Annotated in this window: 17 protein-coding genes; 11 read left to right on the forward strand and 6 right to left on the reverse strand. The window is 68.6% G+C overall.

The genetic code is table 11. The features are described from left to right. Window positions 1–312: hypothetical protein (locus tag ADL12_RS49900; protein WP_244187817.1), on the reverse strand; the 312-nt coding region annotated here is incomplete at its 3' end. A gap of 633 nt (window positions 313–945) precedes the next feature. Here ADL12_RS49900 and ngcE point away from each other — a divergent pair. The 10 genes from ngcE (at window position 946) to ADL12_RS08135 (ending at window position 14,735) form a co-directional block, all read left to right on the forward strand. Further along, entirely contained in the window at window positions 946–2,415 is a 1,470-nt protein-coding gene (ngcE, locus tag ADL12_RS08090; RefSeq protein WP_062700065.1) for an N-acetylglucosamine/diacetylchitobiose ABC transporter substrate-binding protein, read from the forward strand. Between the two features lie 59 nt (window positions 2,416–2,474). Continuing rightward, the gene (locus tag ADL12_RS08095; protein WP_062700067.1) at window positions 2,475–3,401 is read left to right on the forward strand and encodes a carbohydrate ABC transporter permease; all 927 of its coding nucleotides are present in this window, start codon (window positions 2,475–2,477) and stop codon (window positions 3,399–3,401) included. A gap of 3 nt (window positions 3,402–3,404) precedes the next feature. Further along, entirely contained in the window at window positions 3,405–4,328 is a 924-nt protein-coding gene (locus tag ADL12_RS08100; protein WP_062700069.1) for a carbohydrate ABC transporter permease, read from the forward strand. 209 nt (window positions 4,329–4,537) lie between these two features. Next, window positions 4,538–5,737 (forward strand): ROK family transcriptional regulator, encoded by a 1,200-nt coding sequence (locus tag ADL12_RS08105; protein ID WP_062700093.1) that lies wholly within the window; start codon window positions 4,538–4,540, stop codon window positions 5,735–5,737. 136 nt (window positions 5,738–5,873) lie between these two features. Beyond that, the gene (locus ADL12_RS08110) at window positions 5,874–6,956 is read left to right on the forward strand and encodes a sugar ABC transporter substrate-binding protein (protein ID WP_062700071.1); all 1,083 of its coding nucleotides are present in this window, start codon (window positions 5,874–5,876) and stop codon (window positions 6,954–6,956) included. A 241-nt stretch (window positions 6,957–7,197) separates the two neighbouring features. After that, complete coding sequence (locus tag ADL12_RS08115) at window positions 7,198–7,989, forward strand: ATP-binding cassette domain-containing protein (protein WP_079051916.1); 792 nt, start codon at window positions 7,198–7,200, stop codon at window positions 7,987–7,989. After that, entirely contained in the window at window positions 7,986–9,335 is a 1,350-nt protein-coding gene (locus ADL12_RS08120; protein ID WP_062700075.1) for a sugar ABC transporter permease, read from the forward strand. The genes ADL12_RS08115 and ADL12_RS08120 overlap by 4 nt, the downstream gene beginning before the upstream one ends. A 221-nt stretch (window positions 9,336–9,556) precedes the next feature. Further along, on the forward strand, window positions 9,557–11,485 hold the full coding sequence (gene dxs, locus ADL12_RS08125) for a 1-deoxy-D-xylulose-5-phosphate synthase (protein ID WP_062700078.1): 1,929 nt from the start codon (window positions 9,557–9,559) through the stop codon (window positions 11,483–11,485). A 145-nt stretch (window positions 11,486–11,630) separates the two neighbouring features. Continuing rightward, a complete protein-coding gene (locus ADL12_RS08130) occupies window positions 11,631–13,154 on the forward strand; it encodes an amino acid permease (RefSeq protein WP_062700080.1) in 1,524 nt (507 codons plus the stop codon). A 96-nt stretch (window positions 13,155–13,250) separates the two neighbouring features. Beyond that, window positions 13,251–14,735, forward strand: coding sequence for an ArnT family glycosyltransferase (locus tag ADL12_RS08135; RefSeq protein ID WP_062700082.1), 1,485 nt, complete (start codon window positions 13,251–13,253; stop codon window positions 14,733–14,735). Window positions 14,736–14,766: 31 nt separating this feature from the next. On the opposite strand, the gene ADL12_RS08140 is transcribed toward ADL12_RS08135, so the two are convergent. Together ADL12_RS08140 and ADL12_RS08145 are read right to left on the reverse strand one after the other, a co-directional pair. After that, a complete protein-coding gene (locus ADL12_RS08140; protein WP_062700084.1) occupies window positions 14,767–15,138 on the reverse strand; it encodes a PIN domain-containing protein in 372 nt (123 codons plus the stop codon). A gap of 24 nt (window positions 15,139–15,162) precedes the next feature. Further along, a complete protein-coding gene (locus ADL12_RS08145) occupies window positions 15,163–16,059 on the reverse strand; it encodes an NAD(P)-dependent oxidoreductase (RefSeq protein WP_062700085.1) in 897 nt (298 codons plus the stop codon). A gap of 98 nt (window positions 16,060–16,157) precedes the next feature. Between ADL12_RS08145 and ADL12_RS08150 the strand changes: the two genes are divergently transcribed. Next, entirely contained in the window at window positions 16,158–17,183 is a 1,026-nt protein-coding gene (locus ADL12_RS08150; protein WP_062700087.1) for a PLL family lectin, read from the forward strand. Window positions 17,184–17,411: 228 nt separating this feature from the next. Here the strand turns inward: ADL12_RS08150 and ADL12_RS08155 are convergent, their stop codons facing one another. The 3 genes from ADL12_RS08155 to ADL12_RS49905 all read right to left on the reverse strand — a co-directional run. Beyond that, window positions 17,412–19,541 carry a 3-hydroxyacyl-CoA dehydrogenase NAD-binding domain-containing protein gene (locus ADL12_RS08155; protein WP_062700089.1) on the reverse strand — a complete coding sequence of 710 codons (2,130 nt, stop codon included), beginning with the start codon at window positions 19,539–19,541 and terminating at the stop codon, window positions 17,412–17,414. Then, on the reverse strand, window positions 19,538–20,758 hold the full coding sequence (locus ADL12_RS08160) for a thiolase family protein (protein ID WP_062700091.1): 1,221 nt from the start codon (window positions 20,756–20,758) through the stop codon (window positions 19,538–19,540). Before ADL12_RS08160 ends, ADL12_RS08155 begins: the two co-directional genes overlap by 4 nt. A 219-nt stretch (window positions 20,759–20,977) precedes the next feature. Next, window positions 20,978–21,166, reverse strand: a 189-nt coding sequence (locus tag ADL12_RS49905; protein ID WP_159053105.1) for a substrate-binding domain-containing protein, incomplete at its 5' end; no start/stop codon positions are given.

Below are 21,166 nucleotides of genomic sequence, written 5' to 3' on the forward strand. Positions count from 1 at the left end.
CAACCCGGCTGGTGCTGATGGCGCAAGACCTGGCGGGACGCTGTTCCGCCAGGCAGCCTGAGCCAGGAATCCCCCTCGTTTACGAGGGGGAGGATTCAAATTGCCCGGAATGCCACTGCTGTAGCCGCCGTCGACGCCCGAGGCGCGCTTGCCGCCGTCCGGTGCGGTGTCGACGGTGTTGAGCCAGTCGGGTGCCGGATCGTCCGCCTCGAAGGAGGACACGAAACTCCGGTCGGCCGCCGCGAGAGCGGCGGGCAGAGCGACCGCCGCGCCCTGCGAGCCCACGGCCAAAGAAAAGGCGGTCGCCGACACGACCGCCGTACCCCATCTGTGCCGAGCTCTCTGCTGCTTCAACGGGTACCCTCCCTGCGCACGGGACAACGTTGTCAACTTCGCTGCGCAAGGATCAGTTGTGGCTCAAGTGCCAAGTATTGTCAAGGGTGTTGGCTGTGGCATTCGGGGCCTATGTCGCGGATTCTTCCGGCAAGCCGCCCACAGGGCGCTCATATTTCCGTGAGGTCTCAACTCGGAAAAGACCCTTGGCCAACCTTGCGTTCGATCTTGCTCCGCTGGCGGGAAGTGGACTATACCTGTCGGCACTTCACATGATTCCGCACTTCCTGCACGACCCAGCTCGACCCGATCGCGGTGCCGGGGAGGATCCGGTTCACCGCCTGAGTCCTGGAGAAGGCGAGGACTTGAGCGTGACTCCGCCCACGCATGATGCGGTTGGGGAGTGGTTCGCCACGCCGCCGGAGAACCGGCGAGCCTTCCTGGTCTCAACTATGCGGCGAATAAATGTGCATCGCCTGCATGTCAAGCCTGTGGTCCCTGAAACTTCACGCGCACATGTGAAGTGGCCGTCCCGGCTCCGCACCGGGCAGCTGCCAGGGGCCTTCGATTCCTCCACTGGCTGAAGCCGGTAGTCCCCTCGAAGGAGTTCTGATGGGATCCACTCACACCGAGAGCAATGGCGCCGGCGACCACCGCGTGGCAGGTGTCGGCCGCCGCGATCTGATCAAAAGGTCGGCCGCGCTCGGCTTGATCTCCGTGCCGACGATGAGCTTCCTGTCCGCATGCGCCAGCAGCGGGGGAGGCGGTAACGGTGACAAGGCCAAGGAAGGCAAGAAGACCGCGAAGAACCCGCTCGGCGTCAATGACACCGCGCAGATGGAGTTCGTGCTCTTCGACGGCGGCTTCGGCAAGGAGTACGCCGAGGACGCCGTGAAGATCTACGAGCAGAACTTCCCCAAGGCGGACGTCAAGTTCTCCGCCACCCAGAAGATCCAGTCCACGCTCCAGCCCCGCTTCAACCAGGGCACCCCGCCGGACCTCATCGACAACTCGGGTGCCGAGCAGATGGACATGGGCGTCCTCGTTGGCAAGGAGCAGCTCGCCGACCTCACGCCACTGCTGGACGCCCCGTCGTACGACGACCCGAACAAGAAGGTCCGCGACACGCTGCGCCCGGGCATCGTGGAGATGGGCCAGTTCGACGGTGACCCGGTTTGGATCATGTACTACGCCTACACGGTGTACGGCGTCTGGTACTCGCAGAAGGCCCTGGACTCGCTCGACGAGCAGTACCCCGAGACCTGGGACCAGATGCTCGCGGTCTGCGAGAAGGCCAAGAAGAAGGGCATGGCGGGCTGGACGTACGCGGGCAAGTACCCGTACTACCTCCCCTTCTCGCTCTACCCGATGATCGGCAAGGTCGGCGGCGTCGAGGTGCTCGACTCCATCGACAACCTGGAGCCGAACGCCTGGAAGCACCCGGCGGTCAAGGCGTGCTTCGACGCCTACTACGAGCTCTACAAGAAGGGCTACGTCCTCAAGGGCACCCCGGGTCTGGACCACATCCAGTCGCAGACCGCGTGGGCCCAGGGCAAGGCTCTGTTCATCCCGAACGGCTCCTGGGTGGAGAACGAGTCGGCGAAGGTCATCCCGGAGGACTTCGACCTCGCCGTCTCCGCGCCCACCGGCATCGACAGCTCCGACAAGCTGCCCTTCGGCACGATCTGGGCCTCCGGCGGCGAGCCGTTCATCGTCCCCGCCAAGGCGAAGAACACCGCGGGCGGCATGGAGCAGCTGCGCATCATGCTGAGCGAGGCCAGCTCCAAGAACTTCACCAGCAAGGTCAAGTCGCTGACCGCGTACAACGGCGGTACCGACGGCATCACCCTCACCCCGGGTCTCAAGTCCGGTGTGGCCGCGCTCGACAAGGCCGGCCAGAACGTGGTGAATCCGCGTCTCCAGGACTGGTACGTGCAGTTGCAGAAGGAGAAGATCGGTGTGTCCTGTCTCGGCGAGATGATGGCCGGCCGCCTCACCCCGGCCGAGACCATCAAGAAGATCCAGGCCTTCGCCGACGAGGCCGCCAAGGACACGTCGATCAAGCACTACAAGCACCAGTAGGTCCCGTGCGGATCCGTCACCAGCGGCTGCACCCGCGCGCAGATCGGGGTCGATAGCACATGCAGCACGGCAAGTACCGGTTCATCGTGGGGTTCCTCGCGGCGCCCCTGGGGCTGTACGCGCTCTTTGTCGTCTGGCCGTTCATCCAGTCCATCTACTACTCGTTCACGGACTGGACCGGTCTGAGCCCCGAGTTCAAGATGGTCGGCTTCGACAATTACGAGAGGATGCTCGACGACGACATCTTCTGGAAGTCGTTGCAGCACAGCCTGTTTTTCGCGTTGCTGCTGCCGCTGGTGACGATCGGTTTCGCGCTGTTCCTCGCCTTTATGATCAATGTGGGCGGACGGCGCAGAAAGGGCGGCCCGGCGATCACCGGTGTCCGCGGGTCCTCGTTCTACAAGATCGTCTATTTCTTCCCGCAGGTGCTGTCGATCGCCATCGTCGCGCTGCTGTTCGCGTTCGCGTACAACCCGGACAGCGGTGCGATCAACTCGATCCTGCGCGGGATCGGACTGGACAGCGTCCAGCCGCTCTGGCTGGGCGACCCGAACCTCGCCCTGTGGGCCGTGATGGCGGTGATCGTCTGGTCCACGGTCGGCTTCTTCGTGGTCCTGTTCTCCGCCGGTATGGCCTCCATTCCGGCCGATCTGTACGAGGCCGCGCTGCTCGACGGCGCCGGCCGCGCCACCACGTTCTTCCGGATCACCCTGCCGCTGCTGTGGGACACCGTGCAGTCCGGCTGGGTCTACATGGGCATCCTCGCCCTCGGCGCCGAGTCCTTCGCGGTCGTACACATCATGACGACCGGGCCCGGCGGCCCCGACTACTCGACCACGGTCATGGTCCTGTACGTGTACCAGAAAGCGTTCCGTGACGGGCAGGCCGCCTATGCCACCACGATCGGTGTGGCCCTGCTCATCGTCACGCTGGCCTTCGCCGCGGTAGTGATGCGGTTGGGGCGGCGCGAGCGGCTGGAGTTCTGAGAGATGAAGACGACCGAGACCACCGCTCCCGTACCGGCCGAGTCCGGTATGCCCGTCACCAAGATCGACGCACCGGCCAAAGGGCCGGGCAGGGAGAAGAAAGAGGGCACCGCCCTCAATGTCTTCTCGCACGGCATTCTCATCGTCTGGGCGTTCATGGTCGTCATGCCGCTGCTCTGGGCGGTGATGACGTCCTTCAAGGACGACGCCTCCATCTTCGGCTCGCCCTGGTCACTGCCCGACAAACTGCACTTCTCGAACTGGTCGCGGGCGTGGACCCAGGCCAATATGAGCGACTACTTCCTCAACACCCTTCTGGTGGTGGGGGGTTCGCTGATCGGCACACTGGTGCTCGGTTCGATGGCGGCGTACGTGCTCGCCCGTTTCGACTTTCCGGGCAACCGCTTCATCTACTTCCTGTTCATCGGCGGCATGAGCTTCCCGATCATGCTCGCGCTGGTCCCGCTGTTCTACGTCGTGAACAACATGGGCCTGCTGAACACGATCCACGGCCTGATCCTGGTCTACATCGCGTATTCGCTGCCGTTCACGGTGTTCTTCCTGACGGCGTTCTTCCGTACGCTGCCGACCTCGGTGGCCGAGGCGGCCTTCGTCGACGGCGCCTCCCACTCCCGCACGTTCTTCCAGATCATGCTGCCGATGGCCAAGCCGGGCTTGATCAGCGTCGGCATCTTCAACTTCCTGGGCCAGTGGAACCAGTACATGCTGCCCACGGTCCTCAACACCGACCCGGACAAGAAGGTCCTCACCCAGGGCCTGGTGCAGCTGGCCGTCAGTCAGGGCTACAAGGGTGACTGGTCCGGCCTCTTCGCCGGCCTGGTGATGGCGATGCTGCCGGTGCTGGCGGCCTACATCGTCTTCCAGCGCCAGGTGGTGGCAGGTCTGACGGCCGGCGCGCTGAAGTAAACGCTCTCTGTTGGCCCCACCGTAAGCGCCACGTCACCCCACGTCACACGTGAGCCGCCCCACATCGGGGCGGCTCACGTGCGCGCGTGCACACTCCCGGATCCGGTTCAACCTCTTGACGGGAGGCAACCCGAACGGCTCAGCTTAGAGTTCACTAGTTGGACACGGACGGGGCCTCGTCGAAGCGGTCCCGCGCGCAGGAGGTCGTCGTGGAGACTCCGGGGTCGCAGTCGTCGCTGCACCGAGCCAACCTGGAGCGGGTGGTCCGGGCCGTCCGGCTGGCCGGATCGCTCACCCAGGCGGAGATCGCGAGGACGACGGGTCTGTCCGCGGCGACGGTCTCCAACATCGTCCGGGAGCTCAAGGACGGCGGAACGGTCGAGGTCACGCCCACTTCGGCGGGTGGCCGCCGGGCCCGCAGCGTCTCCCTGAGCGGAGATGCCGGGATCGTCATAGGGGTCGACTTCGGCCATACGCATTTGCGCGTCGCGGTCGGGAACCTCGCCCACCAGGTGCTGGCCGAGGAGTCCGAACCGCTGGACGTGGACGCCTCCTCGACCCAGGGCTTCGACCGGGCGGAAGAGCTGGTCAACCGGCTGATCGCGGCGACCGGCGTCGACCGCTCCAAGATCGCCGGGGTCGGCCTCGGCGTGCCCGGCCCGATCGACGTCGAGTCCGGCACCCTCGGCTCGACCGCCATCCTGCCCGGCTGGACCGGCACCAAGCCCGCCGAGGAGCTGCGCGGCCGGCTCGGCGTGCCGGTGCACGTGGACAACGACGCCAACCTGGGCGCCCTGGGCGAGCTGGTCTGGGGCAGCGGGCGGGGTGTGCGGGACCTGGCGTACATCAAGGTCGCCAGCGGTGTCGGCTCCGGTCTGGTCATCAACGGCAAGATCTACCGGGGCCCGGGTGGCACGGCGGGAGAAATCGGTCATATTACCCTTGATGAATCCGGCCCGGTCTGCCGTTGTGGAAACCGGGGCTGCCTGGAGACCTTCGCGGCCGCGCGCTATGTGCTTCCGCTGCTCCAGTCCAGTCATGGCACCGATCTGACCATGGAGGGCGTCGTACGGCTGGCCAGGGACGGAGACCCGGGCTGTCGTCGGGTGATCGCCGACGTCGGCCGCCACATCGGCAGCGGGGTCGCCAATCTCTGCAATCTCCTGAACCCGAGCCGCGTGGTCCTGGGCGGTGATCTCGCCGAGGCCGGTGAGCTGGTGCTCGGGCCGATCCGGGAGTCCGTCGGCCGCTACGCCATTCCCAGCGCGGCGCGCCAACTGTCCGTTCTCCCCGGGGCACTTGGCGGTCGTGCGGAGGTGCTCGGAGCGCTGGCGCTCGCACTCAGCGAGATGGGCGATTCAACCCTTTTGGACAGCACCCTGCATGCGGCCACGCCTGCCTTCACTTAGAGAACGGATGGCGCCGTTGCCAACCCGTTAAGGATTTACTTCTTGACGTCGCACGTGTGGCCGAGTTGACTTCCAGCCACCTCGGCCGCAGCGTTGCGGCCCTGTCAGGGAGGCACCCCCAAAAATGAACGCAACGATGCGTAGAGTCGTGATCGGCGCCACCGCCGTCTCCATGGCACTGTCGATTGCCGCGTGCGGCAAGGCGGGCGACGACAAGGACGACTCCGGCAGCACCTCGGACAGCAAGTCCATCGGCCTGCTGCTCCCCGACAACGTCACCGCGCGCTACGAGAAGTTCGACCGGCCGTACTTCCAGGACAAGGTCAAGGAACTCTGCTCCGACTGCGACGTCCAGTACGCGAACGCCGCCGCTGACCCGGCCAAGCAGGCCCAGCAGATGAGCAGCATGGTGACCAAGGGTGTGAAGGTCATCGTGATCTCCGCCCAGGACTCCGCCGCCATCAAGTCCTCCATCCAGTCCGCGGTGGACAAGGGCGTCAAGGTCATCGCGTACGACCGACTCGCCCAGGGCCCGGTCTCGGCCTACGTCTCCTTCGACAACGTCAAGGTCGGTGAGCTCCAGGGCCAGGCCCTGCTCGACGCGCTCGGCGACAAGGCGACCACCAAGTCCAAGGTCGTCATGATCAACGGTGACGACGCCGACCCGAACGCCGGCCAGTTCAAGGAAGGCGCCCACAAGGCCCTCGACGGCAAGGTCGACATCGCCTACGAGCAGTCCGGGCTGTGGAAGGACACCGTCGCGGCCCAGAAGATGTCCGCGGCGATCACGCAGCTGGGCGCCAAGAACGTCGCGGGCGTCTACGCCGCCAACGACGGCATGGCCGGTGGCATCGCCAACACCCTCAAGGGTGCGAAGATCAGCGGCATCCCGCTGACCGGTCAGGACGCCGAGCTGGCCGCCATCCAGCGGATCGTCGCCGGCACCCAGTCCTCCACGGTCTACAAGGCCTACAAGCCCGAGGCCGACACCGCCGCCGAGCTCGCCGTCAACCTGCTCCAGGGCAAGGACATCAAGTCCCTGGCCGACACCACGGTGACCAGCGGCTCCGGCGACAAGGTGCAGGCCAAGCTGCTGACCCCGGTGTCCGTCACCAAGGAGAACATCAAGGACACGGTCGTCAAGGACGGTCTGTACACGGTCGCCGACATCTGCACCGTCGAGTTCGCCAAGGCCTGCAAGTCCGCCGGCCTGGAGTAGTCGCGCCGCCGCGCGCAACCCGGTCCGAGTCCCCGGTGAGGGACTCGGACCCGGACCCGCGAGTGGTACCAAAACCCCTCCGACGCCTGCCCCACCTTCAGACCCCGCTGCGGGGCGGGCGTCGGACGGAACTTGTTCGCTTTGTAAACCACGTGCGTGGCGCGGCCTCCCGCCGCGACCCGCATGTCGCTCCGCGCATACCCCCAAGCGCGGCATCCCCGCCGGTCAGGCGGCGAAGGAGATGGTTCACGTGTCCGCTACGCCCGTGCTGGCGTTGCGCGGAGTCTCCAAGCGATTCGGTGCGGTGCAGGCCCTCACCGACGTCGATCTGGAGGTTCACGCCGGAGAAGTGGTCGCCCTGGTGGGCGACAACGGCGCAGGTAAGTCGACCCTGGTCAAGACGATCGCGGGTGTCCACCCCATCGATGAGGGCGCCATCGAGTGGCAGGGCAACGCGGTGAAGATCAACAAGCCGCACGACGCCCAGGGCCTCGGCATCGCGACGGTCTACCAGGACCTCGCGCTCTGCGACAACCTCGACGTGGTGGGCAACCTCTACCTCGGCCGCGAACTGCTGCACCGGGGCGTCATCGACGAGGTGACGATGGAGAAGAAGGCCCGCGAGCTGCTGTCCACGCTCTCCATCCGGATCCCGAGCGTGCGTATCCCGATCGCGAGCCTCTCCGGTGGTCAACGCCAGGTCGTCGCTATCGCCCGTGCCCTGATCGGCGACCCCAAGCTCGTCATCCTGGACGAGCCCACCGCCGCCCTCGGCGTCGAGCAGACTGCTCAGGTCCTCGACCTGGTCGAGCGGCTGCGCGAACGCGACCTCGCCGTCATCCTCATCAGCCACAACATGGCCGACGTCAAGGCGGTCGCCGACACCGTCGCCGTGCTGCGCCTGGGTAAGAACAACGGCTCCTTCCCCGTGAAGAACACGAGCCACGAAGAGATCATCGCCGCCATCACGGGTGCCACGGACAACGCCGTGACCCGTCGCGCGGAGCGGCGCACCACGGAGGCGGCAAAGTGAGCGACACGTCGAAAACCGTGAAGACCGATTCCGCCGAGGCCGCGAAGGTCGGCGCGGGCGCGGCAGAGGGGCAGACCACCGTCGCTCCCTCCGACGACCCCACGGCCGCGCCGGTCACCGTCGTCGACCCGCGTCTGCTGGTCCGCGAAGAGGGCTTCAAGGGCTACCTCACCGAGTTCAAACGCAAGGTGAAGGGCGGCGAGCTGGGCTCGCTGCCGGTGGTCATCGGCCTGATCGTCATCTGGACGATCTTCCAGCTGCAGAACGACCGCTTCCTGAGCGCCGACAACCTCTCGAACATCAGTTACTTCCTGTCGGCCACCGGCATGCTCGCCATCGGCCTGGTGTTCGTCCTGCTGCTCGGCGAGATCGATCTGTCGGTGGGCTCGGTCAGCGGTCTGGCCTCCACCCTGTTCGCCGTGTTCGTGGTGAACCAGGGTGTCAACGCCTGGTTGTCGCTGGTCCTCGCGGTCCTCACCGGCATCGCCATCGGCGCGCTGCACGGCTGGTTCTTCGCCAGGATCGGCGTACCGGCGTTCGTCGTCACCCTGGCCGGCTTCCTCGGCTGGAACGGTCTGATGCTGTGGCTGCTGGGCGACAGCGGCACGATCAACATCCCGTCCGAAGCGGGTCCGGTCCATCTGCTCGGCCAGAGCTCGTTCTTCATGGACCAGGCCATCATCGGCGCGTACCTGCTCGCAGGCCTCGCCGTGGTGCTCACCCTCGTCGGCAACTTCAACGAGCAGCGCCGCCGCAAGGCCGCGGGGGTGCCGTTCCGGCCGACCAGCGAGATCCTGCTGCGCGTGGGCGCGCTCGGCGTGGCGTCCTTCGTCGCCGCAGCCGTGCTCAACGACTCGGCCGGTGTCTCCAATGCGCTGGTGATCTTCCTGGCGGCGCTGGTGATCGTGGACTTCGTACTGCGTCGTACGACCTACGGCCGCCAGGTCTTCGCGGTCGGCGGCGGCATCGAGGCCGCCCGCCGTGCCGGTATCAACGTGCCGATGATCCGGATCAGCGTGTTCGCCATCTCCGGCGGCTTCGCGGCGGTCGGCGGCATGTTCTTCGCCGGCCAGACCGCTAGCGCGACGCTCTCCGCCGGTGGCGGTAACACCCTGATGCTCGCCATCGCGGCGGCCGTCATCGGTGGTACCAGCCTCTTCGGTGGGCGTGGGTCCGTGTGGTCGGCGCTGCTGGGTATGTTGGTGATCCAGTCGATTCAGACGGGTCTTGACCTGCTGAACATGAACACGTCGATCCAGTACATGATCACAGGTGCGGTGCTTTTGGGGGCGGTTGTCATCGACTCCGTCTCTCGTAGGAGCCAGAAGGCTGCGGGGCGCGCGTAGCGCGGATCGCCGTTGGGGCGCGGGGACTGCCGCGTGCCGGTCCGTTCGGGCTGGTCGCGCAGTTCCCCGCGCCCGTTTTCGGCGTTGTAGTACAGCGTGTTCGTGGGTAGAGCCGAATGCGTGACCTACGACGGGTGGGCCGGGAACCTTCCGCTGAGGCGGAACATTAGACTCGACGAGCCCGGCAACAGCTCGAACAGCTCTACTGCAAGGAGGCACGGGTGCCGCTGCTGACCCGCATCACGGGACCGCGCGATCTGGACCGGCTCAGCCCTGAGCAGCTGGACCAGCTGGCAGAGGAGATCCGGACCTTCCTCGTCGAAGCGGTGTCCAAGACCGGCGGCCACCTCGGCCCCAACCTCGGTGTGGTGGAGCTGACCATCGCCCTGCACCGGGTCTTCGACTCGCCCAAGGACAAGGTGCTCTGGGACACCGGCCACCAGTCCTACGTCCACAAGCTGCTCACCGGCCGCCAGGACTTCAGCAAGCTGAAAATGAAGGGCGGCCTGTCCGGCTACCCCTCGCAGGCCGAGTCCGAGCACGACGTCATCGAGAACTCGCACGCCTCGACCGTCCTCGGCTGGGCCGACGGCCTCGCCAAAGCCAACCAGCTGCGCAAACGCGACAGCCATGTCGTGGCCGTCATCGGCGACGGCGCGCTGACCGGCGGTATGGCCTGGGAGGCGCTGAACAACATCGCCGAGGCCAAGGACCGCCCGCTCGTCATCGTCGTCAACGACAACGAGCGGTCGTACGCGCCGACGATCGGCGGTCTCGCGAACCACCTGGCGACGCTGCGCACGACCGACGGGTACGAGCGCTTCCTCACCCGCACCAAGGAGATCCTCGACCGCACCCCGGTCGTCGGCAAGCCGCTCTACGAGACCCTGCACGGCGCCAAGAAGGGGCTCAAGGACTTCATCGCGCCGCAGGGCATGTTCGAGGACCTCGGCCTGAAGTACGTCGGGCCGATCGACGGGCACGACATCGAGGCGCTCGAGTCGGCGCTCGCGCGGGCCAAGCGCTTCGGCGGCCCCGTCATCGTGCACTGCCTCACCGAGAAGGGCCGCGGCTACCAGCCCGCCCTCCAGGACGAGGCGGACCGCTTCCACGGCATCGGCCCCATCCACCCCGACACGGGCCTGCCGATCAAGGCCTCGGGTGCCGACTGGACCTCCGTCTTCGGCGACGAGATGGTGCGGCTCGGCAAGGAGCGCGAGGACATCGTGGCGATCACCGCGGCCATGCTGCAGCCGGTCGGCCTGAAGAAGTTCGCGGACGCCTTCCCGGACCGGATCTACGACGTCGGCATCGCCGAGCAGCACGCCGCGGTGTCGGCGGCGGGTCTGGCGACGGGCGGGGTGCACCCCGTCTTCGCCGTCTACGCCACCTTCCTCAACCGCGCCTTCGACCAGGTCCTCATGGACGTGGCGCTGCACAAGTGCGGTGTCACCTTCGTGCTCGACCGCGCCGGCGTCACCGGCACCGACGGCGCCTCCCACAACGGCATGTGGGACATGTCGATCCTGCAGGTCGTGCCCGGGCTGCGGCTGGCCGCCCCGCGCGACGCCGACCAGGTGCGGGCGCAGCTGCGCGAGGCCGTCGAGGTCAAGGACGCCCCGACCGTGGTCCGCTTCTCCAAGGGCGCCGTCGGCCCCGCCGTCGCCGCCGTCGGCCGCGTCGGCGGCATGGACGTCCTGCGCGAGCCCGGCACCGACACCCCCGACGTGCTGCTGGTCTCCGTGGGCGCCCTGGCCCCCATGTGCCTGGAGATCGCCGGCCTCCTCGACAAGCAGGGCATCACCACCACCGTCGTCGACCCGCGCTGGGTCAAGCCCGTCGACGAGGCCATGGCCCCGCTCGCCGAGCGGCACCGCGTCGTCGTCACCGTCGAGGACAACTCCCGCGTCGGCGGCGTCGGCTCGGCGATCGCGCAGGCCCTGCGCGACGCGGGCGTCGATGTCCCGCTGCGTGACTTCGGCATCCCGCCGCGCTTCCTCGACCACGCCTCCCGCGCCGAGGTGATGGCCGAGATCGGCCTCACCGCCCCCGACATCGCCCGCCAGGTGACCGGGCTGGTCTCCAAGCTGGACGGCCGGTTCGACCGTACGGCGGCCGAGGTCGACTCGGTGGAGCCCGCGCGCGACTGACACCTTCATGCAGCCGGATGGGCCGGTTTCGCCACCGTGACGGTGGCGAAACCGGCCCATCTGTGTGAATCCGCCCGCGCCGGGGCAGGCGTATCACGCCCCCTCTCGATCATGTCGAGGACGACAAGCGTGGGAGGTAAGCCCCGTGAGCAGCAGTCTCTTCCGGACGAAGAGAGTCGAGCAGTCCATCCTCGACACCGAGGAGCCAGAGCACGCGCTCAAGAAGTCCTTGTCCGCGCTGGATCTGACCGTCTTCGGTGTCGGCGTCATCATCGGCACCGGCATCTTCGTCCTGACCGGTACGGTCGCCAAGAACAACGCCGGGCCGGCGGTCGCCCTGGCGTTCGTCGCGGCCGGCGTCGCGTGTGCGCTGGCCGCGCTCTGTTACGCCGAGTTCGCCTCCACGGTCCCGGTCGCCGGGTCCGCCTACACGTTCTCGTACGCCTCCCTCGGCGAACTCCCCGCCTGGATCATCGGCTGGGACCTCGTCCTTGAGTTCGCACTCGGGACGGCGGTGGTGGCCGTCGGCTGGTCCGGCTACATCCAGTCGCTCATGGACAACGCGGGCTGGGAGATGCCCGCGTCCCTGGGCAGTCGCGAGGGCGCCGACGTCTTCGGCTTCGACATCCTCGCCGCCGCGCTCGTCCTCGTCCTCACCTGCATCCTCGTCGTCGGCATGAAGCTGTCCGCGCGGATCACCACGCTCGTCGTCGCCATCAAGGTGACCGTCGTCCTCGTCGTGATCATCGCGGGCGCGTTCCTCATCGACGGCGACAACTACGACCCCTTCATCCCGAAGCAGAAGGCCGTGGAAGCCGGGGAGAGTCTCCAGGCCCCCCTGATCCAGCTGATGTTCGGCTGGGCGCCCTCCAACTTCGGCGTGATGGGCATCTTCACCGCCGCCTCGGTCGTGTTCTTCGCCTTCATCGGCTTCGACGTCGTGGCCACCGCGGCCGAGGAGACCAAGAACCCGCAGCGCGACATGCCGCGCGGCATCCTCGGCTCGCTCCTCATCTGTACCGCCCTGTACGTCGCCGTATCGATCGTCGTCACCGGCATGCAGCACTACAGCCGACTGTCCGTGGACGCCCCCCTCGCCGACGCCTTCAAGGCCACCGGACACCCCTGGTACGCGGGCTTCATCAGCTTCGGCGCCGCCGTCGGCCTGACGACCGTCTGCATGATCCTGCTCCTCGGCCAGACCCGAGTCTTCTTCGCGATGAGCCGCGACGGACTGCTGCCCCGCTTCTTCTCCCACGTCCACCCGCGGTTCAAGACCCCGCACCGGCCGACCATCCTGCTCGGCGTGATCATCGCGATCCTCGCCGGCTTCACCCCCCTGACCGAACTCGCCGCCCTGGTGAACATCGGCACCCTGTTCGCCTTCGTGGTCGTGGCCATCGGCGTGATCATCCTCCGCAAGACCCGCCCCGACCTGCACCGGTCCTTCCGCACCCCGTGGGTGCCGGTCATCCCGATCCTGTCGGTGTGCGCCTCGCTGTGGCTGATGATCAACCTGCCCGCCGAGACATGGGTGCGGTTCGCCATCTGGATGGTCGCCGGGTTCTTCGTGTACTTCATCTACGGCCGCTCCCACAGCCGCCTCGGACGGCACGAGGAGACGACCGTCGGTGAGGTCCTGAAGCCGCCGAGGGGAGACGCCCCGTAGTCGAAACCCAGTGGTTGACGGGTGGTCAACCCGCCGCTCTCCGGCCCCGTATGTCCTGCTTCGGCAGGGACTGCGGGGCCGGATACCGTTCACCCCATGCTCGCCGAGCTCCTCGCACCACCACGCTCCGCATCCGAACCGCACACGGAACGCGGCTACTGGAGACGGCTGCTCCCCACCCTGACCCTGCTGGCCTGCGTCACCCGCATCCCCTCCTTCACCCGCCCGCTGTGGAACCCCGACGAGGGCTATCTCGCCGTACAGGCACGGCTGCTCGCGCAGGGCGGAGAGCTGTACGACACGGTCGTCGACCGCAAGCCGCCGCTGGTGCCGTGGCTGTACCAGGCCGCGTTCGCGGTGACCGGGTCCGAATCGCTCACGTCGGTGCGGGTCCTGGCGGTCGTGGCCCAGCTGCTCACCGCCGTGCTGCTGGCCTCACTGGCCCGCCGCCGCTGGGGCGACACGGCGGGCGGGACGGCCGGGGTGCTGTATCTGCTGGTCTCGGTCGGGCTCAACCCGGAGGACGCCCAGGCCGCGACCTTCGAGGTGTTCATGCTGCCGTGCACAACGGCGGCGATGTGGTGCGCGGACCGGCGCCGGTGGGGCTCGGCAGGCCTGGCAGTCGCGGGCGCCTTCCTCGTCAAGCAGACCGGCGGGGCGGTGCTGGTGCCGGTGGTGTGGCTGTGCGTGTCGGCCAGGGGGTGTCTTCTGCAGGCACCCTCCAGGGAGGCCCGGGCCGGGGGACTGGTGCGGTTGTGCGCCGGGGTGGTGGTGCCGGTGCTGGGCGTGGCCGCGCTGACCGACCCGACGGGGTTCCTGTTCTGGACGGTCACGGGATCGGGGGCGTACGCCTCGTTCACCGGCTCCGAGATCCACGTCCTGGCACGGGGTCTGACGAACGCGGCGATCCTGACGCTGGCCTGTGCGGGACTGATCCCGCCGGTGCTACGAGTTCTGCGGCTGGCCCGCACCGGCGCCGCGGACCTGTGGCTGTGGCCGGCCTCGTCGGCCGGCGCGGTCATGCTCGGCTTCCACTTCTTCGGCCACTACTACCTCCAACTGCTGCCGCCCCTCACCCTGTTGGCGACGGCCGCGCTGCAGATCCTGCCGCGCGAGCGCATGACCCACGCGGTCCTGACCTCGGCCTTCTGCTGCGCCCTGTTCCTCACCTGGGGGCTGCTCGCGCCCCGGCCCGAGCTCGACCACGCGAGGAAGCTGGCGGACGAGGTGGCGATCCGCACCGAGCCGCAGGAGCGGGTCCTCGTCTGGGGCATACACCCCGAGACGTACTGGCTGGCCGACCGCAGACCCGCGAGCCGCTACCTGACGGCGGGGCTCCTCACCAACTACAGCGGGGGACGCGACGGCCCACAGGTCGGCGAGCGGTACGCGGTCGAGGGGGCGTGGGCGATCTTCCGCGAGGAGATGACCGAGCGGGCACCGGCGCTGGTGGTCGACGACTCGCGGGGCAAGCCGTACGGACCTCGTAGGGTGCCCGGTCTGCGACGGTTGCTCGCGGCGGGGTACGAGCAGGCGGGGATGGTGGAGGGGGCGGTGCTGTACGTACGGAGCCGTACCTAGGGACGCATTACCTCCGGATCCCCACCGTTCCCTACGGCCGTACCGTACGCGGCCCCGCCACCTCCGCCCCCAACTCCGTGACCCTCCGGCGCAGTTCCCGGTCCGCGGTTACCACCAGACAGGGCCGCCCACCCGCCCGCGCGACGAGCTCGACCATGTGATCGTCCCCGCTCCCGGCAGCGGACTCCACCCGCACGCCCGGCACGCTCTCCACTCCGCGAGCGGCCCCCTCCACCACGAGCACGATCTCGACCGGCCCCGCACACCCCGGCACGCCGTCCGCCGCCAGCCGGTCCCGCAGCCGCTGCGCGGCCCCGCGCCGATCCCGCCACCAGCCGTCGGGCACGGATCCGACGACATTGGCGGCGTCGACGATCACGAGCAGCGGGGTGTCCTCAGTCATGGGGCAAGCGTCGCACGGCGTGGCTCACTCCTCGGCTGTTCCCTTCTCGTCGAAGCTCGCGAAGTACGCCGCCGCCATGTCCTCGTCCCCGTGCCCCTGCGCAGCCGCCCGCTCGAAGCGCTCGGCACTCGCCTCGGCCACATCCAGGCGTACGCCGTAGCGCTCACCCGCCTCCACGATGAGCCGTGCGTCCTTCGCGGCCGTGACCACCGCGAACTGGGCCGGGGAGAGCTGGTCGCCCAGCACCAGCCCGGTCTTGGCCCGCAGATACCCCATGTCGAGCGGGCCGCCGTCGATCACCTCGAAGAAGCGCTGCGGATCCACGTCCAGGGCCTTGGACAGCGCCAGCACCTCACCGGCCGCGTTCGTCACGGCGAGCACCCAGCTGTTGGCGACCAGCTTCAGCCGGGTGGCCGTGCCCGCACCGCCGTCCTCGCCGGTCCACACCGTACGGGCGCCGACGGCATCGAACACCGGCGTCACCGTCCCGCGCCCCTCGACCGGCCCCGCCGCCAGCACGGTGAGCTGACCGGCCTCCGCGGGCCGGCGGGTGCCGAGCACGGGGGCGTCGTAGAAGACGAGGTCGTGCTCGCGGGCGAAGGCGGCCAGGTCGGCGATGGCGTCGATGCCGGCGGTCGTGGACTGCACCCAGGCGGCACCGGAGCGCAGCGCGGGCGCCGCCGCACGCATGACATCCAGGGCGGCGGGGCCGTCGTAGAGCATGGTCAGGACGACGTCGGCGCCCTGGACCGCCTCGGCGGGGGTGTCGGCGACGAACGCACCGTCGGCGGAAAGGGGCTCGGCCTTGGCGCGGGTGCGGTTCCAGGCACGGACGGTGTGTCCGGCCCTGGCGAGGTTGCGGGCCATCGCGGCGCCCATGATGCCGGTGCCCAGGACGCTCACGGTGAGCTTGTCGGTCATGACGTCGACTTCCTGTTGTCGTACGGACGTTGCTGCTGTGGTCCAGCTTGCCCGGGGGCGGGGCGGCCCGGCGGACTGCCCCCGAATAGAGTGAACCGGTGAACGGCGACTGGCTCATCCGCGGCCGCGACGGCCGCCTCAGCGTCTATCTGCCGACCGACGACGGCGTCCTGTGCCGGGCGGAACTCGGCCCCGGCGGCCCCTGGGAACCCCCGCGCCGGGTCGGCGGCGACCAGAAGCTGCGCCCCGGCCCCGCGGTCGGGCAGGGCGCCGACGCCTACGCCCATCTGGCCGCGTGGCGCCCCACCAAGGCGGGCGAGGCGGGTCTGGTCCACTCCACGCACTTCCGCCCCCGCCTGGCCGCCCTGGACTGGATCTCCATCGGCCACCCGAACAAGGAGGGCGACCGCACCGGCACGCCCGCCGTCACGGTCGACGCGCAGGGGCGGGCCCATGTCTTCGTGCGCAACAGGGGCGGCGGCGTGAGCATGCGCGGGCAGAAGGAGGTGGGCGGCTGGGGCCCGTGGCGCGACCTCAAGGGGCGTGAGGTCGACGACCTGCTCGCCGCCGTGACGGGGGAGTCCGGGCTCGTCGAGCTGTACGCGGCCGTCCCCGGCGCCATCCTGCACTGGCGGCAGGAGAAGCCGGGGGCCGTCCCGGTCCTGGAGGAGGCGATGGAGACCGCGGTCCGCCCGGGCACCCTCCGCGCCCTCGCCACCTCCGCGGACCACACCACCCTCTTCTACGCGGACGACTCCGGCGACCTGTGCGCCTGGCGCCCCGGCACCAAGCCGGTGACCCTACTGCCGTCCGCCGGCCCCGGCCCGGTGTCCGCCATCCGCTGCGAACTCGACGGCCACGACTGCACCTTGCTCGCCCAGCGCTCGGCGAGCGGCCGGGTCGCCTTCGCCGCGTATCCGACGGAGGAGGAGTCGGCGGGCGCATGGTGGACCGAGTCGGGCCCGCAGCTCCCGGCGGACGCGGTGGTGGCGCTGGCGTTGGACGAGGAGGGGCGCGTGGTGGCGGCCGCGTTGTCGCCGTCGACGGGGCAGCTGCTCGTCACTCGACGCAAGGACGAGCCGGGGCTGGCGTTGGAGGCTTGGCGGGAGGCCGAAGGCACCTGAGGGGCGGGGGCTGCCCTTGCATGGCGGCTGGCGGCTTGAAGGCTGGTCCGGCGATTTCTGAGCGCCGGTCACGGCAACTTCAGCCCGTCCGGCGTTTGAGGACGAGGCCCGTTCAGGGCCGAAGCGGGGGTCTGGGGGCGGCAGCCCCCAGCACGGAGCCTCAGCCCGAACGCCGGTGCCCCGCACACCAAGTCGGCATGCAGGGCACCGGCGCTCACAGCGGAGCGCTCACGCGGGGACGCTGGCCACGCCCGGCTCCAGGAACTTCTTGCCGTTCACGCGCTCGGAGACACCCTCGCGGTCCAGGTACGGCGTGATGCCGCCCAGGTGGAAGGGCCAGCCGGCGCCCGTGATCAGGCAGAGGTCGATGTCCTGGGCCTCGGCGACGACGCCCTCGTCGAGCATGAGCCCGATCTCCTGGGCCACCGCGTCCAGGACACGGTCGCGGACCTGCTCCTCGGTCAGGACGACATCGCCCTGCTTCAGGAGCGCGGCGACCTCGGGGTCCAGCTCCGGCTTGCCGGAGTCGTAGACGTAGAAGCCGCGCTTGCCCGCCTTGACGACGGCCGCGAGGTTCGGGGAGACCTTGAAGCGGTCCGGGAAGGCGCCGTTGAGGGTCTCGGAGACGTGCAGACCGATCGCGGGACCGACCAGCTCCAGGAGCACCAGCGGCGACATCGGCAGACCCAGCGGCTCGACCGCCTTCTCGGCGACCTCGACCGGCGTGCCCTCGTCGATGACGTTCTGGATCTCGCCCATGAAGCGGGTGAGGATGCGGTTCACGACGAACGCCGGGGCGTCCTTCACCAGAACCGCGGTCTTCTTCAGCTTCTTGGCGACACCGAAGGCGGTGGCCAGCGAGGCGTCGTCGGTCTGCTCACCGCGGACGATCTCCAGCAGCGGCAGGATCGCGACCGGGTTGAAGAAGTGGAAGCCGACAACCCGCTCGGGGTTCTTCAGCTTCGACGCCATCTCGGTGACCGACAGCGAGGAGGTGTTGGTGGCGAGGATCGCGTGCGCCGGGGCGACCGCCTCGACCTCCGCGAACACCTGCTGCTTGACGCCGATCTCCTCGAAGACGGCCTCGATGATGAAGTCGGCGTCCGCGAAGCCCTCGGCCTTGTCCAGGACACCGGTGACCAGGGCCTTGAGGCGGTTGGCCTTGTCCTGGTTGATACGGCCCTTGCCGAGCAGCTTCTCGATCTCGGCGTGGACGTAACCCACACCCTTGTCGACGCGCTCCTGGTCGATGTCGGTCAGCACGACCGGCACCTCGAGGCGGCGCAGGAAGAGGAGAGCCAGCTGCGAGGCCATCAGGCCCGCGCCGACGACGCCCACCTTGGTGACCGGGCGGGCCAGGTTCTTGTCCGGCGCGCCGGCGGGGCGCTTGCCGCGCTTCTGCACCAGGTTGAAGGCGTAGATGCCGGCGCGCAGTTCGCCACCCATGATCAGGTCGGCGAGGGCCTTGTCCTCGGCGTCGTAACCCTGCTGCAGGTCGCCGTTCTTGGCGGCAGCGATGATGTCGAGGGCGCGGTAGGCGGCCGGAGCGGCCCCGTGCACCTTGCTGTCCGCGATGAAGCGGCCCTTGGCGACGGCCTGGTCCCAGGCCTCACCGCGGTCGATCACCGGGCGCTCGACCTCGACGTCGCCCTTCAGCACCTGGGCGGTCCAGATCAGCGACTGCTCCAGGAAGTCCGCGCCCTCGAAGATCGCGTCCGCGATGCCGAGGTCGAAGACCTGCTGGCCCTTGAGCTGCTTGTTCTGGTTGAGGCTGTTCTCGATGATCACCGAGACGGCCTTGTCGGCACCGATCAGGTTCGGCAGGATCGTGCAGCCGCCCCAGCCGGGGACCAGACCGAGGAAGACCTCGGGGAGCGAGAAGGCCGGAAGGGCCTTCGAGACCGTCCGGTACTTGCAGTGCAGACCGACCTCGACGCCACCGCCCATGGCGGCACCGTTGTAGTAGGCGAAGGTCGGCACGGCCAGGCCCGACAGACGCTTGAAGACCTCGTGGCCGCCCTTGCCGATGGCGAGCGCGTCCTTGTGCTCCTTGAGCAGCTCGACGCCCTTGAGGTCGGCGCCGACCGCGAAGATGAACGGCTTGCCGGTGATGCCGACACCGACGATGTCACCGGCGGCGGCCTCGGCCTCGACCTGGTCGATGGCGGTGTTGAGGTTCGCCAGCGAGGCCGGGCCGAAGGTGGTCGGCTTGGTGTGGTCGAAGCCGTTGTCCAGCGTGATGAGCGCGAAGCGCCCGGCGCCGTACGGCAGGTCGAGGTGACGTACGTGCGCGGACGTCACGACCTCGTCCGGGAACAGCTCGGCCGCGCCCTTCAGGAGCTCAGCGGTGGTGCTCACTTGTTGCCTCCGTCGAAGTGCGGGTTCTCCCAGATGACCGTCGCGCCCATGCCGAAGCCGACGCACATGGTGGTCAGGCCGTAGCGGACGTTCGGCTGCTCCTCGAACTGGCGGGCCAGCTGCGTCATCAGACGGACGCCGGAGGAGGCCAGCGGGTGGCCGTACGCGATGGCGCCGCCGTACTGGTTCACGCGCGCGTCGTCGTCGGCGATGCCGTAGTGCTCCAGGAAGGCGAGCACCTGGACGGCGAAGGCCTCGTTGATCTCGAAGAGGTTGATGTCCTCGATCGACAGACCGGCCTTGGCGAGGGCCTTCTCCGTGGCCGGGATCGGGCCGTAGCCCATGACCTCCGGCTCGACGCCCGCGAAGGCGTAGGAGACGAGGCGCATCTTCACCGGGAGGTTGTTCTCGCGGGCGAAGTCCTCGGAGGCGATGATCGAGGCGGTGGCGCCGTCGTTCAGACCGGCCGCGTTGCCGGCGGTGACCCGGCCGTGGACGCGGAACGGCGTCTTGAGACCGGCGAGGCTCTCCAGGGTGGTGCCGGGACGCATCGGCTCGTCCGCCGTGACCAGGCCCCAGCCCGTCTCGCCACCCTCGGGGTTGGTGCGGCGTACGGAGATCGGCACCAGGTCCTGCTGGATCTTGCCGTTGGCGTACGCCTTGGCGGCCTTCTCCTGCGAACGCACCGCGTACTCGTCGGCGCGCTGCTTGGTGATCGTCGGGTAGCGGTCGTGCAGGTTCTCGGCGGTCATGCCCATGAACAGCGCCGACTCGTCGACCAGCTTCTCGCTGACGAACCGCGGGTTCGGGTCCACGCCCTCGCCCATCGGGTGGCGGCCCATGTGCTCGACACCACCGGCGATGACGGCGTCGTAGGCGCCGAAGGCGATCGAACCGGCGACGGACGTCACGGCGGTCAGGGCGCCGGCGCACATGCGGTCGATGGAGTAGCCGGGCACCGACTGCGGCAGGCCCGCGAGGATGCCGGCCGTGCGGCCGAGGGTCAGGCCCTGGTCGCCGATCTGCGTGGTCGCGGCGATGGCGACCTCGTCGATCTGCTTCGGGTCGAGACCGGGGTTGCGGCGCAGCAGCTCCCGGATCGCCTTCACGACGAGATCGTCGGCCCGGGTCTCGTGGTAGATGCCCTTCGGGCCCGCCTTGCCGAACGGGGTGCGGACGCCGTCGACGAAGACGACGTCCCTGACGGTACGAGGCACGATGGCTCTCCTCCAGGGTGCGGGACGCTGAGCGCTTGCTCATGACCATGCTACTTATGAGTAACGTAGCTGCCCAGTCCTGATGGGTCGAGCGGCGAAGGTCACATCTGGGCGGGCGGTGCGGGAGCACCCCCTTCAGGGGCGCGGGGCTGTATCGATGTGCGGCTCCGCCGCGTGGGCGCGAGCCACCCACCACGACCCGCAGACCCGTACGAAACCTCACCGAGGCGGTGCTGTGGACCCTCTCGGCGTCAGTACCGGAGTAGGTACCGGATGCGACCCCACCCCATCCCCCATGATCACCCCGAACAACGTCCGAGCCACCTCCGCCCCGAACCCATGCACGTCATGACTCATCGCGGACAAGGTCGGATGCGTCAGCCGGCACAACTGCGAGTCGTCCCAGGC

The sequence above is a fragment of the Streptomyces regalis genome (assembly GCF_001509475.1).
Taxonomy (GTDB): domain Bacteria; phylum Actinomycetota; class Actinomycetes; order Streptomycetales; family Streptomycetaceae; genus Streptomyces; species Streptomyces regalis.

Excerpts from the sequence above, each read along its gene's own strand:
- ADL12_RS08135 (WP_062700082.1), top strand. The coding sequence starts at position 13,251 with ATGCTCGCCGAGCTCCTCGCACCACCACGCTCCGCATCCGAACCGCAC.
- ADL12_RS08095 (WP_062700067.1), top strand. The coding sequence starts at position 2,475 with ATGCAGCACGGCAAGTACCGGTTCATCGTGGGGTTCCTCGCGGCGCCC.
- ADL12_RS08145 (WP_062700085.1), bottom strand. The coding sequence starts at position 16,059 with ATGACCGACAAGCTCACCGTGAGCGTCCTGGGCACCGGCATCATGGGC.
- ngcE (WP_062700065.1), top strand. The coding sequence starts at position 946 with ATGGGATCCACTCACACCGAGAGCAATGGCGCCGGCGACCACCGCGTG.
- ADL12_RS08100 (WP_062700069.1), top strand. The coding sequence starts at position 3,405 with ATGAAGACGACCGAGACCACCGCTCCCGTACCGGCCGAGTCCGGTATG.
- ADL12_RS08140 (WP_062700084.1), bottom strand. The coding sequence starts at position 15,138 with ATGACTGAGGACACCCCGCTGCTCGTGATCGTCGACGCCGCCAATGTC.
- ADL12_RS08115 (WP_079051916.1), top strand. The coding sequence starts at position 7,198 with ATGGTTCACGTGTCCGCTACGCCCGTGCTGGCGTTGCGCGGAGTCTCC.
- ADL12_RS08110 (WP_062700071.1), top strand. The coding sequence starts at position 5,874 with ATGCGTAGAGTCGTGATCGGCGCCACCGCCGTCTCCATGGCACTGTCG.